This is a genomic window from Zobellella denitrificans, from assembly GCF_002237365.1.
Taxonomy (GTDB): domain Bacteria; phylum Pseudomonadota; class Gammaproteobacteria; order Enterobacterales; family Aeromonadaceae; genus Oceanimonas; species Oceanimonas denitrificans.
Map to the genome: position 1 here is coordinate 47,240 of NZ_NMUO01000007.1, position 15,182 is coordinate 62,421.

At 66.0% G+C, this 15,182-nt stretch carries 13 protein-coding genes; all 13 read left to right on the plus strand.

Annotation, left to right across the window (positions count from 1 at the left end; translation table 11 throughout):
* Window positions 1-360 precede the first annotated feature (360 nt).
* A complete protein-coding gene (locus CGX12_RS03025; RefSeq protein ID WP_094038422.1) occupies window positions 361-2,568 on the plus strand; it encodes a TRAP transporter permease in 2,208 nt (735 codons plus the stop codon).
* Between the two features lie 10 nt (window positions 2,569-2,578).
* Window positions 2,579-3,028, plus strand: a complete 450-nt coding sequence (locus CGX12_RS03030; RefSeq protein ID WP_094038423.1) for a universal stress protein — start codon at window positions 2,579-2,581, stop codon at window positions 3,026-3,028.
* Between the two features lie 60 nt (window positions 3,029-3,088).
* Window positions 3,089-4,090 carry a TAXI family TRAP transporter solute-binding subunit gene (locus CGX12_RS03035; protein WP_232513342.1) on the plus strand — a complete coding sequence of 334 codons (1,002 nt, stop codon included), beginning with the start codon at window positions 3,089-3,091 and terminating at the stop codon, window positions 4,088-4,090.
* A gap of 168 nt (window positions 4,091-4,258) precedes the next feature.
* Complete coding sequence (locus tag CGX12_RS03040; RefSeq protein ID WP_094038424.1) at window positions 4,259-6,118, plus strand: ATP-binding protein; 1,860 nt, start codon at window positions 4,259-4,261, stop codon at window positions 6,116-6,118.
* Window position 6,119: 1 nt separating this feature from the next.
* A complete protein-coding gene (locus CGX12_RS03045) occupies window positions 6,120-7,457 on the plus strand; it encodes a sigma-54-dependent transcriptional regulator (protein ID WP_094038425.1) in 1,338 nt (445 codons plus the stop codon).
* Between the two features lie 171 nt (window positions 7,458-7,628).
* The gene (gene glpQ / locus CGX12_RS03050; protein ID WP_094038426.1) at window positions 7,629-8,699 is read left to right on the plus strand and encodes a glycerophosphodiester phosphodiesterase; all 1,071 of its coding nucleotides are present in this window, start codon (window positions 7,629-7,631) and stop codon (window positions 8,697-8,699) included.
* 479 nt (window positions 8,700-9,178) lie between these two features.
* Window positions 9,179-10,216 (plus strand): phosphate/phosphite/phosphonate ABC transporter substrate-binding protein, encoded by a 1,038-nt coding sequence (gene phnD / locus CGX12_RS03055; protein WP_094038427.1) that lies wholly within the window; start codon window positions 9,179-9,181, stop codon window positions 10,214-10,216.
* Between the two features lie 337 nt (window positions 10,217-10,553).
* A complete protein-coding gene (phnC, locus tag CGX12_RS03060; RefSeq protein ID WP_094038428.1) occupies window positions 10,554-11,315 on the plus strand; it encodes a phosphonate ABC transporter ATP-binding protein in 762 nt (253 codons plus the stop codon).
* On the plus strand, window positions 11,303-12,085 hold the full coding sequence (gene phnE / locus CGX12_RS03065) for a phosphonate ABC transporter, permease protein PhnE (RefSeq protein WP_094038429.1): 783 nt from the start codon (window positions 11,303-11,305) through the stop codon (window positions 12,083-12,085). The genes phnC and phnE (CGX12_RS03065) overlap by 13 nt, the downstream gene beginning before the upstream one ends.
* Window positions 12,082-12,915 (plus strand): phosphonate ABC transporter, permease protein PhnE, encoded by an 834-nt coding sequence (phnE, locus tag CGX12_RS03070; RefSeq protein WP_217898107.1) that lies wholly within the window; start codon window positions 12,082-12,084, stop codon window positions 12,913-12,915. Before phnE (CGX12_RS03065) ends, phnE (CGX12_RS03070) begins: the two co-directional genes overlap by 4 nt.
* A complete protein-coding gene (locus tag CGX12_RS03075; RefSeq protein WP_094038430.1) occupies window positions 12,915-13,502 on the plus strand; it encodes a histidine phosphatase family protein in 588 nt (195 codons plus the stop codon). The genes phnE (CGX12_RS03070) and CGX12_RS03075 overlap by 1 nt, the downstream gene beginning before the upstream one ends.
* Window positions 13,503-13,577: 75 nt before the next feature.
* Window positions 13,578-14,144, plus strand: coding sequence for a TetR/AcrR family transcriptional regulator (locus CGX12_RS03080; RefSeq protein ID WP_094038431.1), 567 nt, complete (start codon window positions 13,578-13,580; stop codon window positions 14,142-14,144).
* Window positions 14,145-14,150: 6 nt separating this feature from the next.
* Window positions 14,151-15,149 (plus strand): metal-dependent hydrolase, encoded by a 999-nt coding sequence (locus tag CGX12_RS20315; protein ID WP_094038432.1) that lies wholly within the window; start codon window positions 14,151-14,153, stop codon window positions 15,147-15,149.
* Window positions 15,150-15,182 lie beyond the last annotated feature (33 nt).

Genomic DNA, 15,182 nt, shown 5'->3' on the forward strand with positions numbered 1-15,182 from the left:
AAGGCGTGATGTTTCGACCTGATGGCTTTCGCTGCTGGTGAGCCGGGCAATATTTTCCAGGCCTGAGTTTGCCCGGAGCGACCCCATGGGGGGAAAACCATCCACTGCCATTTGATAAATGGCGGATTCCCACCCATTTTCATTCTAAAAAAGAACAAAAGTTAATCACTCCCTCCTCTCTTGTAGTGAAAATGTAACGCCACAGCACCATTCCGGGGCAATTACATAAAGTTGGTCTCTTTTTTGCAAACCACATGTTAACAGCAACGCCAGCCTGATCACCTTCCGGTTACAGAAGGTGAACAGTGGCAGGGAAAGCCGACCGGTCCGCCAGGGCCGGAGCAAAAACAGAGGTAAACGATGTCAAACGCCGAACAACAGCTCGACAGCCTCAGCCCCGAAGAGCGCAAGAAGCTCAAGGAGCTGATGGAAAAAGACGCCAAGACCGAGCGCAAGCTGACCGGGCCCTGGGCCTGGCTGGTGGCCGGCCTGGCCGCGGCCATGGTCGCCATCTATTTCTACGGTGCCGGGGTGGCCGCCCTCAGCACCCAGTACCACCTGGGCGTGTATGTGTTGATCACCTTCGTCCTGGTGTTCCTGCTCTACCCCGCCGGCAGCCGCACCGCCCACGGTGGCCTGTCGCTGATCAGCGCGGCGCTGCTGTCGGTGCTGGTCAGTTGCTTCTTTATCTACGACTCGCCCACCGCCTTCTACCAGCAGATCACCCTGTTCCGGGAAACCTGGGAGTACGACGGCCTCGCCATGGCCATCTCCCAGGATCTGGACAAGCTGCACTACAGCCTGTGGCTGGTGCTGCCCTTCGCCGCCGTGCTGCTGCCGCTGGATCAGTGGCTGAACAAGCGTAACCACAACAGCCCCACCGCCAGCGATGTGATACTGGCGCTGATGGTGGCCGGCACCGTCATCTACTGGATCAGCCAGTTCGAGGCGCTCAACTACCGGGCCGGCGCCGAGAACGAGGTGGACATGCTGATCAGCATCGTCGGCCTGCTGCTGTCGCTCGAGATCTGCCGTCGGGTGCTGGGCTGGTCCATCACCCTGATCGGGGTGGGCATGATCGCCTTCGCCCTGTTCGGGCCCTACCTGCCGGAGCTGTTCGCCCACCGGGGCTTCCGCTTCGAGCGCCTGGCCACCGCCCTGTTCCTCACCACCAACGGGGTGTTCGGGGTCATGGCCAGCGTACTGGCCACCTACGTGATCCTGTTCATCTTCTTCGGCTCCTTCCTGCAGAAGTCCGGCGCCGGCAAGTTCTTTATCGACCTGCCCCTGGCCCTGGCCGGCCGCTCCACCGGCGGCCCGGCCAAGGTGGCGGTGATCTCCTCCGCCCTGTTCGGCTCGGTGTCCGGCTCCGCCATCGCCAACACCGTGTCCTCCGGCGCCTTCACCATCCCCATGATGAAGCGGGCCGGCTTCAAGCCCCACGTGGCCGGCGCCATCGAGCCCGCCGCCTCCATCGGCGGCATGTTCCTGCCCCCCATCATGGGCGCGGGCGGCTTCCTGATGGCCGAACTCACCGGCACCCCCTACTCCACCATCATGATCCTGTCCATCGGGCCCGCCATCCTCTACTTCCTGGCGGTGTACTGCATGGTGCACTTCGAGGCCAAGAAACACGGCCTGGTGGGCATCCAGGGCGAGGAGATCCCGCACTGGAAAACGGTGTTCAAGGCCGGCTGGTACTACGCCCTGCCCCTGGTGATCATCACGGTGCTGCTGCTGAGCGGCCGCTCCGCCGGCAACTCCGCCTTCTGGGCCACCCTGTCCTGCATCGCGGTAAGCTGGGTCAACAAGGAAACCCGCATGGGGCCGAGGGAGATCTGGGAAGCCATCCAGGTGGGCGCGCGCAACACCCTGATTGTGGGCGCCACCATCGGCGTGATCGGCGTCATCGTCGGCACCATCTCGCTCACCGGCATGGGCCTCAAGTTCTCCGACCTCATCATCTCCATGGCCGGCGACAGCCTGTTCCTGGCCCTGGTGCTGGTGGCCATCGCCTCCCTGGTGCTGGGCATGGGCGTGCCGGTGACCGCCGCCTACCTGATCGTGGCCGTGCTGGCGGTTCCCGCCCTGGGCGAGTTCGGCGTGGCCGCCATCGCCGCCCACATGATCGTCTACTGGCTGTCCCAGGACTCCAACATCACCCCGCCGGTATGCGTGGCCGCCTACGCGGGCGCCGCCATCGCCGGTTCGGATCCCTGGAAGACCGGCTGGACCTCGTTCAAGTTCGCCAAGATGCTGTACGTGATGCCGCTGCTGTTCGCCTACGTGCCGGCCATACTGCTCGACGGCACCATCATGGAGATCATCGTGGCCTTCGTCTCCGCCACCCTGGGCACCATCGCCTTCGGCGCCTTCTCCATGGGCTACCTGCGCCGCAGGACCAGGCTGCATGAATGGCTGCTGCTGGGCGTGGGCACCCTGCTGCTGTACTGGCCCACCCTGTGGTCCGACGCCGTCGGCCTGGCCGTTATCGCCCTGGTGTGGTGGCTGCAGCGGGAAGGCAGCACCGCCCCGGCGGTCAAGATCAACCACTCCAATGCCAGTTGAGGAGACCAGCATGGCCCAGATTAACCTGATCGTATATGCCACCGACTTCTCCGCAGGCTCGGCCCACGCCGCCGAGCTGGCCAGGCAACTGACCGGACTGCACGGTGCCCGCCTGCACCTGCTGCACGTGATCACCGAGCTGCACGACCGGCACTGGCGCGGCATTCCCGTCGGCCTGATGGAGGAGTTTGCCCGGGAGGTCAAGACCCAGGCGGTGGCCGACATGCATGACTTTGCCCAGCGCTTCTTCGGCGATTTCGAGGGCGAACTGACCACGGACGTGGTGATGGGCCCGGCCGCCGAGGAGATCCTGGTCCAGGCTTCGGCCCTCGGTGCCGACCTTATCGTGATGGGCACCCATGGCCGCAGCGGGGTGGAGCAGCTGCTGGTCGGTTCCACCACCGAGCGGCTGATCCGCAAGTCCATGATCCCTGTATTAACCGTACCCGAGCGCGGCTGAGAGGCCCGCCCCCCTTCTCGAAGGAAGACCCCGAGAAACCATAACAAAGAGGAAACAACCATGATGTTGAAGCAACTGTTCAAACCCTCCAAGGCGCTGGCCTCCCTGACCATCGCCGCCGTGGCGGCCTTCGGCCTGAGCGCCACCGCCCAGGCCCAGACCGAACGCCTGGCGTTCTCCGGCGGCCCCGACGGCGGCACCTTCCAGTACTTTTCCAACGGCATCGCCACCCGGCTGTCGCGCACCATGGAAGGGGTGGAGGTGTCCAACATGGCGTCCGCCGGTTCGGTGGAAAACCTGCGTCGGGTCAACTCCCGTGACGCCGACTTCGGCATCGTCTATTCCGGCGACATGTACCTGGGCCTGCAGGGCAAGCTGACCAACGACACCCGCCAGTACCGCAACGCCCAGGCCATCTCCTACCTGTACGGCGCCCCGGCCCACCTGATCGTGCTGGACGGCTCCGGCATCACCGACGTGGCCCAACTGGCCGGCAAGAACGTGGCCGTAGGCCCGGCCGGCTCCGGCGCCGCCGCCTCCGCCCAGCGCTTCTTCGAGGGCGTGGGCCTGTGGGACAAGATCACGCCCCAGTACATCGGTTACAACCAGGGCGCCTCCGCCCTGGGGGATCGCCAGATCGACGCCCTCTGGGTATTCGCCGGCTTCCCCAACGCCTCGGTGATCCAGGCCGCCTCCAGCAACAAGGTACGGCTGCTGCAGGTGAACGAGGCCGCCGAGAAGGGCACCCTGTTCAACGATCACCCCTACTACGCCACCGTGACCATTCCCGCCGGTACCTACCCGGGCGTGGACTACGACGTGGTCACCATCCAGGACTCCGCCCTCTGGGTGGCCGGCCGTCACCTGTCCGAAGACAAGGTGTACGACAGCCTGAAGGAGATCTACTCCGAAGATGGCCTCAAGTTCATGCACTCCGTGACCCAGGCCGCCGAGGCCATGACGGTGGAAGACGGTATCCTGGGCATCGTGACCCCGCTGCACGAGGGCGCCAAGAAGTTCTGGACCGAGCAGGGCAAGACCCTGAGCAGCACCCAGCAATAATCCTTTTCAGGCTCCGTTAGCCTTTTCCGCCCCGCCGCAAGGCGGGGTTTTTTATGGTGACGTGAGCAAGCTCCCGCTTTGCCCTCCCCGCTATTGGTCCGACCATCGCCCAGACGCTATAACAATCATTCAACATCGAACAATCATTTTTCCAGGGAAAGGTGGGCTGTGCACTCATTCAGGCTTGGCATCGGCGGACGACTGCTGCTGGCGTTTCTGCTGCTGGCGGCCATCACCCTGCTGGCGGCGGGGCTCTCCTGGCGCAGCAGCGGTGAGCTGGAGACCCGGCTGCAACAGCTGCGGGAAACCAGCATAGGGGTGCTCTATGCCGCCTCCCGCCTCAACGATCAGAGCCGGCAGGTGGTGGCCATGGTGCCGCAACTGGTCAGCGCCGAGTCCCGCGCCGAACGGGAGCGGGCCCGCCAGGGGCTGGATCAGGCGCTGAACGGCATGGAGGACTGGATGCGCCACCTGCCGGACTACAACCGCTACTTTATCGAGATCACCGATCAGATCCGCAACAGCGTCGAACTGCTCGACACCACGGTCGTCCGCCGTGAACAGCTCGCTTGGGAAAGCCAGCAACAACGCCAGCTGATCCATCCGCTCTATCGCCGGCTCAACGACAGCCTGCTCGCCCGCCAGGCGGCCTCGCCCTCGCCGGAGCGGGCCACCATGCTACAGATCATCAACTATCTCGCCGCCCTGGCGGAAAAGGTCGCCAACGACACCAGCTTCAACGAGCTGGACTATACCTTCCTGCGGCTGGAGCAGATGGCCGGCGAACTCGACGGCCTGGATCGGGCTCTGCCCGACGACGAACGCCGGTCCCTGGCCCTGCTGCTGACCCTGGTGTCCCGGGATGGACCGCTGTTCCGGCTGAAAAACGAAGAGCTGGATCTGCGCTACCAGGAGCAGTTCCTGGTGGCCAACAGCCAGCGCCACGTGCGCCAGCTCGCCACCCAGATAGCCCACTACAGCGAGGCCGCCAACCATCAGGTCGATGCCGACATCGCCCAGTCGGCCCATACCCTGGCCCGCACCAGCCATGCCACCCTGCTGCTGTCCCTGCTCAGCCTGCTGCTGGTGGCCGGCATCTCCTGGCTCTATGTCAGCCGCAACGTGCTGGCGCGCATCGTCCGGTTGCAGCGCGACATGAGGGCCATTGCCAGCGGCCGGCTGGACACGCCCGTCAGCATCCGGGGCCGGGATGAAGTGGCCGACATGGCCAGGGATCTGCGCCACTTCCAGCAGACCGCCCTGCGGGCGGAGCGGGCCCGCCACCGCCTGGCCCGGGAAATCGAGGACCGGCTCCATGCCGAGCGCCAGCTGCGCCTGACCCAGGAAGAGCTGATCCAGGCCGGCAAGCTCGCCGCCCTGGGCCAGCTCAGCGTGGCCATCACCCACGAGATCAACCAGCCGCTCAACGCCATGAGCACCCAGTTGCATTCGGTGGGCCGCTACCTGGCCCGCAATGAAGCGGACAAGGCCGAGCAGGGCCTCGGCAAGCTGCGCCAGTTGCTGGACAAGGCCGGCACCATTACCCGCCACCTGCGCAGCTTCGCCCGCAAGGCCGACAGCCGGCTGTCGCCGGTGGCCCTGGGGGCGGTGGTGGAAGCGGCGGTCGAACTGCTGCAGCCCAGATGGCGCGGGGTGACCCTGAGCATCGCGGGGGATGCCGACACCCTGGTGCAGGCCGAGGCCATCCGCCTGGAGCAGGTGCTGGTCAACCTGCTCGGCAACGCCCTCGACGCGCTGGAGGAGCGGCCGTCTCCCGAGGTGCGCATCCACTGGCGGCAGTACCGGGATCAGGTGCAGCTCTGCCTGGAGGACAACGGCTGCGGCATTCCTCCCGAACGGCTGGAGCAGATCTTCGACCCCTACTACACCACCAAGGCCCCGGGCAAGGGCCTGGGGCTGGGCCTGGCCATCAGCTACAACATCATGCAGGACCTGGGCGGCCAGATCCGCCTGAGCTCCACCCCCGGCCGGGGCACCACCTTCAACCTGCGTTTCAACAGGGCATAACATGGAAATACTGCTGATCGACGACGAAGCCATGGTCAGGGACAGCCTGACCGAAATGCTGGAACTCGAGGGCTTCCGGGTGCGGGCCTTCGCCGATCCCCGCCGGGCCCTGGCCGAGCTGAGCCCGGGGCGCGAGGCGGTGCTGCTCACCGACGTGCGCATGCCGGGGCTGGACGGCCTCGAGCTGCTGCAACGGGTGCAGGCCAGGGACAGGGAACTGCCGGTGATCCTGATGAGCGGCCACGGCGACATTCCCATGGCGATCCAGGCGATGAAGGAGGGCGCCTACGACTTCCTGGAAAAACCCCTGCAGCCCGAGGCGCTGCTGGAACGGTTGCACAGCGCCATGGCACAGCGCCGCCTGAGCCTGCAGCCGCAGTCGCAGCCCGAAGGCGAGGATCCCCTGGCCCGCACCCTGCTCGGCCAGTCGGCCCCCATGCAGCGGCTGCGGGAGCAGCTCCGGGTGCTGGCCGCCGCCCAGGTGGACACCCTGATCTACGGCGAGACCGGTACCGGCAAGGACGTGTCGGCCCGTGCCCTGCACGACGCCGGCCCGCGGCGGGACAAGCGCTTCGTGGCCATCAACTGCGGCGCCATGCCCGAACACCTGCTGGAGAGCGAGCTGTTCGGCCATGAGGCCGGCGCCTTCACCGGCGCCCAGCGCCGCCACATCGGCAAAATTGAGGTGGCCCACGGCGGCACCCTGTTCCTGGACGAGATCGAGAGCATGCCCCTGGCGGCGCAGATCCGCCTGCTGCGGGTGCTGCAGGAACGGACCATAGAGCGGGTCGGCGGCACCGACCCCATACCGGTGCGGATCACGGTGATCGCCGCCAGCAAGGCGGATCTGGCCGAACTCAGCGAGCAGGGCCGCTTTCGCGCCGACCTCTACTACCGGCTCAACGTGGCCTGCCTGCACCTGCCGCCGCTGCGCGAACGCAAGGAGGATCTGGCCGAGCTGTTCCGCTTCCACGCCCGGCAGGCGGCGGACAAATACCAGCGCCCCCTGCCCGGCCTCAGGCCCAGCCAGCTCGCCCGCCTGGAGCAACACGATTGGCCCGGCAACGTGCGCGAGCTGCGCAACGTGGCCGAGCGCTTCGTGCTGGGGGTGGCCGGCGAAGGGCTGAACCTGGACCAGCCCGAACCGACCGCCGACGGCGACGGCGACGCCGACTTCGAACAGCAGCTCGAAGGCTACGAACGGAGGCTTATCATGGACAGCCTGCGCCGCCACCAGGGCCAGATCAACAAGGCCGCCGAGCACCTCAACCTGACCCGCAAGACCCTCTACCGCAAAATGAAGAAGTACCAGCTGGACAAATGGGACTACCGCGGCTGAGCCCCCCGGGCTTTGGGACAACCCTGTCCCAAAGTCCTCTTCGCCTGTCATCACGATTTCATAACAACATGAAATATAAAAAGAAAAAATCGTGGCATCGATTTTGCCATAGGGAGTTGGCCCAAACGGGCATTCACCCTATGGACTTTTCAACGATGAAGGACTGACATCATGACCAAACCCCTGCTGAGCGGCCTGCTGGCCACCACCCTGCTGTGCTCCCCCTGGCTGCAGGCCGAACAGATAGTCGTGGCCCACCGGGGTGCCTCCGGCTACCTGCCGGAACACACCCTGGCGGCCAAGGCCCTGGCCTACGCCATGAAGCCCCATTACCTGGAGCAGGACCTGGTGATGACCAAGGATGATCGCCTGGTGGTACTGCACGATCACTACCTGGACCGGGTCAGCGACGTGGCCGAACGCTTCCCCGGCCGCGCCCGGGAAGACGGCCGCTACTACGCCATCGACTTCACCCTGGACGAGATCCGCCAGTTGCGGGCCACCGAAGTGTTCAACCAGGACGAAGCCGGCAAACAGAGCGCCGTCTATCCCGGGCGTTTCCCCCTGTGGCAGTCCAGCTTTCGCATTCCCACCTTCGAGGAGGAAATCGAGCTGATCCAGGGCCTGAACAAGAGCCTGGGCTACGACATCGGCATCTACCCGGAGATCAAGGCGCCCTGGCTGCACCACCAGCACGGCAAGGACATTGCCCGCGCCACCCTGGAGGTGCTCAAGCGCTACGGCTACACCGGGCGGGACAGCAAGGTCTACCTGCAGACCTTCGACTACAACGAGCTCAAGCGCATCAAGGAGCAGTTGCTGCCGGAATACGGCATGGACATCAAGCTGGTGATGCTGCTGGCCCATACCGACTGGGGCGAAACCTTCGAGCAGGATGCCCAGGGCCAGTGGATCCCCTATGACTACGACTGGATGTTCGAGCCCGACGCCATGGCCACCCTGGCCCGGCACGCGGACGGCGTCGGCCCCTGGATGCCGATGGTGGTGGCCGACGGCTCCACCCCCGGCAACATCGAGCTGACCGGCCTGGCGGCCCGGGCCCAGGCCGCCGGCCTGGAGGTGCACCCCTACACCCTGCGCCTGGACGAAGGCCGGCTGCCCGCCTACGCCGAAAACTTCGAGCAGTTGCTCGACGTCTTCTACAACCAGGCCAGGGTGGACGGGGTCTTTACCGACTTCCCCGACAGGGCCGTCGCCTTTTTGGAACGGCAGGCGGAGTAAGACACCAACCCAGAGCGCCATGTAGTTTAAAAATCAGGCAGGGATGATTCTTGGGGCGCGGGCGGCCCGCCCGCATGAAGATGGCGCCGAGGTGGGCGAAGGCACAGCCCAGCCCGCAATGCCTGTTCTGCCTCGAGCCTCTTTGAACCTGTGGTGTGGCGGGCCAGCCCGGGGGTTCCCGCTGCGCGGGAAAGCAGGCGGGCCGCCTGCGCTCCACCAGTCAGGTGCCAATCTGCAAACGTCGTTTGCCACCGACGAGAGTCGCAGGGATAAGCGGGCAGTCCACAAGGGACAACCCTGTCCCTTTTTAACAAAACCGGCGGGACAGGACTGTCCCAAAGCCGGTTATCAAACCAGACGAAAAAAGTTAACGCATTGAAAATAAAAGATTAAAAATATTGGCACCCATATTGCCATAGGGAAAGGGCAACACCGGGCACCGCCCATACGGAATAATCGACAAGATAAGGACGAAAACCATGACCAAAAACCTGATCACCGGCCTGCTGGCCTCCGCCCTGCTCGGCTTCGGCGTCGCCGCCCAGGCCCAGGACTGCCCCCGCGGCGTGCTCGACGACATGTACTGCGACAGCAACGGCGACATGGTGGCCGACACCCCCGCCGATCCCAAGCAGTGGAAGGATCCGGGCACCCTGGTGTTCACCTATACCCCGGTGGAAGATCCCGCCGTCTACCGCGACGCCTTCGCCGACTTCCAGAACTATCTGGCGGAAAAAACCGGCAAGAAGGTGATCTACTACTCGGTACACTCCAACTCGGCCCAGGTCGAGGCCATGCGCTCCGGCCGGCTGCATATCGCCGGCTTCTCCACCGGCCCCACCGGCTACGCGGTCAACCTGGCCGGCTATGTGCCCATCGCCGTCAAGGGCACCGAAGAGGCCTTCCAGGGCTATAACCTGATCATGCTGGTGCGCGCCGACAGCGACATCCAGACCATGGAAGACGTGAAGGGCAAGACGGTGGCCCACACCGCCGTGTCCTCCAACTCCGGCAACCTGGCGCCCCGCGCCCTGTTTCCGCTGATCGGCCTGACCCCGGACGAAGACTACAAGGTGGTCTATTCCGGCAAGCACGACCAGTCGGTGATGGGCGTGCTGTCCGGCGACTACGACGCCGCTCCCGTGGCCTCCGATGTCTACGACCGCATGGTCGAGGCCGGCCGGGTCAAGGGCGAGGACTTCCGCACCATCTACACCAGCGCCCGTTTCCCCACCTCCGCCTTCGGCTATGCCCACGACCTGCACCCGGATCTGGTGGCCAGGATCAAGGACGCCTTCGACAGCTATCGCTTCCCGGCAGAAATGCAGGAGACCTTCGGCGGTGCCGATCGCTTCTACCCCATCACCTACAAGGAAGACTGGCAGATCATCCGCGACATCGCCCACGCCACCGGCACCGCCTACACCAAGAACGGCCTGCAGCAACTGGCGGAGAAGGAAGCCGCCGAGGCCGCCAAGCAACGGGCCGAAGCCCTGGCGCAACAGGCCCAGCAGTAAAGACCCGGGGCCTGTTTACGCTCTGCAGCATTCGGCCAAAGGGTGCTGCTTGGAACTCTAGTGTCGCCTGCTGGCTACATCAACAGACGACGTCGGGGTTGAAAGAGGCGACAGGGATTGCCTCCGCCGACCGTCACATGCCAGGGACGGCATGTGCCGAGCGTCACAGGGATGTGCTTGCAGCGTGTCGGTGGAGGTAGCCCTGTTGCCTTTCCTCTGGCCACAACCGACAAGCCCCGTGGAGATCGTAAACGACCTCAGGAATGACAGCCTGTGACCGGACGCCTTTTCGTACAGAGGCGCCCCCTTTTTCCGATTAACCGCAAGGAAGAACGAGATGACCAGCTCCTATCTGCAGATCAAGCAGCTCAGCCACGCCTACACCCCGGGCAAGCCGATACTGCGCCAGATCGACATCGACATCACCGAACCCGGCATCATCGCCATCATAGGCCCTTCCGGCACCGGCAAGAGCACCCTGCTGCGCTGCATCAACCGGCTGATCACCCCCAGCCAGGGTCAAATCCTGTTCCAGCAGGCGGATCTGGCGGCGGCCAGGGGCAAGGAACTGCGCCGGCTGCGCCGCCATATCGGCATGGTGTTCCAGGAATACAACCTGGTGGAGCGGCTGACGGTGCTGGAAAACGTGCTCACCGGCCGGCTCGGCTACATGAGCGCCTGGCAGGCCTGGCGACGCAACTTCGCCCGGGAGGATCTGGATCGGGCCTTCGAGCTGCTGGACAAAGTGGGCCTGGCCGACTTCGCCATGCAGCGGGCCGACAGCCTGTCCGGCGGCCAGCGCCAGCGGGTGGGCATCGCCCGCGCCCTGATGCAGCAGCCCTATATCCTGCTGGCGGACGAGCCCACCTCGTCGCTCGATCCCAAGACGGCGGTGGAGATCATGGAGCTGATGGACACCCTGGCCGCCAGCCAGGGCATCCCCACCCTGGTCAATATCCACGACGTCAAGCTGGCCCAGCGCTTCGCCCGGCGCATGATCGGCATGAGCGGCGGCCAGGTGGTATACGACGGCGATCCCGCCGGCATCACCGACGCCCACCTCAAGCAGATCTACGGAGGTGAATCATGGCTGGTGTAACCCGCTCCAACCCCTTCCGCCAGAGCCCGGCGGCCCGCCTGGGCTGGCTGGCCCTGGCCGCCTATGTGGTGTACGGCTTCGGCGCCATGGATCTCAACTGGGCCCGCTTCGTCGACGGCCTGGGCCACGGCGCCCGCCTGCTGGATCGCATGTTCCCGCCCAACTTCGATCGCTGGGAGATCCTGCTGCACGACCTGATCGAAAGCCTGCAGATCGCGGTGATCGCCAGTGTGGCCGGCATTTTCATTTCCCTGTTCGTGGGCCTGCTCGCCGCCCGCAACCTGATGCCCACCCTGGTGACCTCGCCGGCGCGGGTACTGATCGCCGTGTGCCGCACCTTCCACCCGGTGATCATCGCCATCCTCTTCGTCAAGGCGGTGGGCTTCGGTGCCCTGGCCGGCATCCTCACCCTGGTGGTGGCCTCGGTGGGCTTTATCGCCAAGCTGTTTGCCGAGGCCATCGAGGAGATCTCGCTCAAGCAGGTGGAGGCCATCCGCGCCACCGGCGCCGGCTTTGTCAGCGTCATCCTGTTCGCGGTGCTGCCCCAGGTGTTCTCCCGCTTTATCGGCTTTTCCACCTACCAGCTCGACTCCAACCTGCGCAACTCCACCATGGTCGGCCTGGTCGGCGCCGGCGGCCTGGGCGGCACCCTGTTCGCCGCCTTCCAGCGTTTCGACTACGACTTCGTCACCGCCATTCTGATCACCATCATCGCCCTGATCCTGGTGGGCGAGGCCCTGTCCAACGCGGTACGGAGAGTTTTCCAATGAGCAGTCACACCCAGTCGATGGAGCAAGCGCCCATGTCCCAGCCCCAACGCCAATGGCAGCGCTTCACCCCGCTGCAACGCCTGAGCCGCTACCTGGTCTACCTGGTGATCGTCGCCGCCTTCGTGATCTCGGTGCGCACCGTGGAGGTGATCCCCGAGTTCCTGTTCGACGCCCCCCAGCAAATGGCGGACATGTTCGCCCGCATGTGGCCGCTGGAATGGGCCTCCTACCCGACCACCATCCACGGCGCCCTGATGGAAACCCTGCACATCGCCACCCTGGGCACCCTGCTGTGCCTGCTGCTGGCGGTGCCCCTGGCGCTGCTCAACGCCGGCAACGTGGTGGCCTCGCCCTGGCTGAACTGGCTGGCCCGCTTCTTCCTGGTCTCTTCCCGCTCGGTCAACTCCCTGGTGTGGGCCCTGCTGTTCGTGGCGGTGTTCGGCCCCGGGGTGATCGCCGGGGTGCTGGCGGTGGCGCTGCGCTCGGTGGGCTTCGTCGGCAAGCTGCTGGCCGAGGCCATCGAGGAGATCAACATGGGCTCCATCGAGGCGCTGCGCGCCACCGGCGCCTCCACCGCCAGCGTGCTGATCAAGGGGTACTGGCCCCAGGTGATGCCGGCCTTCTTCAGCATAGTGCTGTTCCGCTGGGACATTAACGTGCGCGAGTCGGCGGTGCTGGGGCTGGTGGGCGCCGGCGGCATAGGGGTGGTGCTGAGCGACGCCATGAACCTGTTCATGTGGGAACGGGTGGCAACGGTACTGATGAGCATACTGGTGGTGGTGCTGCTGGCCGAGTGGCTGGTGGTGCAGGTGCGCAAGAGGTTGCTGTAATGACCCTGAACAATCGTTATCTGGTGCTGCGCCATGGCCACAGCCTGGCCAACCAGGCCCACCTCATCATCAGCCATCCCAGGCAGGGCGAGGCCGGCTACGGCCTCTCCCCCCAGGGTCGGCAACAGGTGGCCTGCACCCTGGCGAACTGGCCCTGTCCCCGGCCGGATCGCATCGTCAGCTCGCCGTTCCGGCGGGCCCGGGAAACCGCCGAGCTGGCCGCCGCCCGCTTCCTCTGCCCCCTGAACGAGGACATCGCCCTGCGCGAGCGCTTCTTCGGCGAGCTGGACGGCGGCCCGGACCTGCGCTACCCGGACATATGGCAGCAGGACGAGCTGAGCCCGGATCACCATTACGCCGGGGTCGAAAGCCTGAACCAGGTGGCCGAACGCGGCTGGCGGCTGATCGAACAGCTGGAGCAACGGCACCGGGACCAGACCCTGCTGCTGGTGAGCCACGGCGATACCCTGCAAATCCTGCTGGCCCTGGCCCTGGGGCTGCCCCTCGGCCGCCACCGGGAGCTCAAGCCCCTGGCCACCGCCGAGGTGCGGGAGCTGAGCCTGGCTCCGCAGGCCGTCCTGCCCTGAGGACCTGGCCCTCCGAAAGAGGGCGTGCCGGGCGGCTATACTGTAGGCAGTTGCCACCCGAACGCGGACACGCCCATGTCGACCTTTTCCGCCGAGCACGACGCCATTCTCGACGCCGCCCTCCACCTCGCCCTGCACAGCTCCTGGGAAGCCTTCAGCCTGCAGGAGCTGGCCGAGGCCAGGGAACTGAGCCTGGCCGAGATCGCCCGCCATTTCCGCTCCAAGGACGACATGGCCGAGGCCCTGTTCGACCGGGCCGACGCCGCCATGCTGGGCCTGCCCCCGGACGAGGACGAAGCCCTGGCGGAGCGGCTGCTGATCCGCATCATGGCCTGGCTGGACTACCTGGCGCCCTACAAGCCGCTGGTGCGGGACATGCTGGCCTACAAGCTGGAACCGGGCCACTTCCACCTGCAGGCCCACGGCATCACCCGGATCAGCCGCACCGTGCAGTGGTTTGTCGAGGCCGCCCGGTGGCGGCCGACCGGCCTCGGCCGCATCCTGGGGGAGCTCACCCTCACCTCCATCTACCTCACCGCCGTCGCCAGCTTCCTGGTGGACGGCAGCGACAACCTCAACACCACCCGCACCCTGCTGCGCGGCCTGCTGGAGCGGGCCACCCGGCGCTGCCCCCGGTGCTGAGCGGCCATGGACGGCCTGAGCCACGCCCTGCTCGGCGCCACCCTGGCGCAACTGCCCTCACCGCGCCGCTGCCCCCTGGGCCGCAACCAACGGCTGTGGCTGGGCGCCCTGGGCGGCCTCTTCCCCGACATCGACTACGCCCTCTTCCCCTGGTCGCCGCTGGAATTCCTCGCCTACTGGCACCAGGGGCCGACCCATTCCCTGCTGCTGGCGCCGCTCTGGGCCGGCCTGCTGGCCCTGCTGCTGCGGCTGCACCCGGCCCTGCGCGCCCAGGGCCGCTGGTTGTTCCTGCTCCTCCTTGTCGGCATCCTGTCCCACGACCTGCTCGACGCCCTCACCGGCTACGGCACCCAGCTGTTCTATCCCCTGAGCCGGGCCCGCTTCAGCGCCGATCTGCTGTTCGTGATCGACGCCTACTTCACCCTGCTGCTGGGCCTCTGCCTGGCGGTGCTGTACCGGCGGCCGGGACGACGGCTCGTCCTGCTGCCGCCGCTCCTCTACCTGGGCCTGCTGCTCGGGCTCAAGCAACTGGCCCTGTACCAGGGCGGCGCTGCCGTGGCCATTCCCCAGCCCTTTTCGCCGCTGCATTGGCAGGTGATCGACCCCCACCGCCAGCAGTCGCTCTACCTGCGGCTGGCGCCGGATCCCGTCGCCGCCCGGGTCTCCTCCTGGCTCGGCTACCCCGGCTGGCGGCAGGGCTACCAGACCGGAGCCGGGGCCCGCTGGCAGCCCTATGGCCCGAGCGGCGCCGATCCGGACTGGCAAACGGAGGTGGAGCAGGCCTGGCGGCACCCGGCGTTGCGGCCCTTTCGCGACTTCGCCCGCTATCCCTACCTGTACCGGGTGGAGCAGCGTGAGGACGAGCGCTGTGTCTGGTTCAGCGATCTGCGCTACGACTGGCCCGCCCTGCCGGCCAGCTTTCGCTACGGCCTGTGCCACCGGGCCGACGGCGACTGGCGGCTGTACCGGATGCGCTACCTGAGCGAGTGGCGCCAGCGGCTGTAGGCGTTGCGGGTCAGAAGCTGGCGGTGGTGATCC

Bases quoted from the DNA above. Each gene is read 5' to 3' on its own strand.
- phnC (WP_094038428.1), top strand. From the start codon at position 10,554: ATGACCAGCTCCTATCTGCAGATCAAGCAGCTCAGCCACGCCTACACC.
- glpQ (WP_094038426.1), top strand. From the start codon at position 7,629: ATGACCAAACCCCTGCTGAGCGGCCTGCTGGCCACCACCCTGCTGTGC.
- CGX12_RS03045 (WP_094038425.1), top strand. From the start codon at position 6,120: ATGGAAATACTGCTGATCGACGACGAAGCCATGGTCAGGGACAGCCTG.
- phnE (WP_217898107.1), top strand. From the start codon at position 12,082: ATGAGCAGTCACACCCAGTCGATGGAGCAAGCGCCCATGTCCCAGCCC.
- CGX12_RS03035 (WP_232513342.1), top strand. From the start codon at position 3,089: ATGATGTTGAAGCAACTGTTCAAACCCTCCAAGGCGCTGGCCTCCCTG.
- CGX12_RS03080 (WP_094038431.1), top strand. From the start codon at position 13,578: ATGTCGACCTTTTCCGCCGAGCACGACGCCATTCTCGACGCCGCCCTC.
- CGX12_RS03075 (WP_094038430.1), top strand. From the start codon at position 12,915: ATGACCCTGAACAATCGTTATCTGGTGCTGCGCCATGGCCACAGCCTG.
- CGX12_RS03025 (WP_094038422.1), top strand. From the start codon at position 361: ATGTCAAACGCCGAACAACAGCTCGACAGCCTCAGCCCCGAAGAGCGC.
- CGX12_RS03030 (WP_094038423.1), top strand. From the start codon at position 2,579: ATGGCCCAGATTAACCTGATCGTATATGCCACCGACTTCTCCGCAGGC.
- phnE (WP_094038429.1), top strand. From the start codon at position 11,303: ATGGCTGGTGTAACCCGCTCCAACCCCTTCCGCCAGAGCCCGGCGGCC.
- phnD (WP_094038427.1), top strand. From the start codon at position 9,179: ATGACCAAAAACCTGATCACCGGCCTGCTGGCCTCCGCCCTGCTCGGC.
- CGX12_RS20315 (WP_094038432.1), top strand. From the start codon at position 14,151: ATGGACGGCCTGAGCCACGCCCTGCTCGGCGCCACCCTGGCGCAACTG.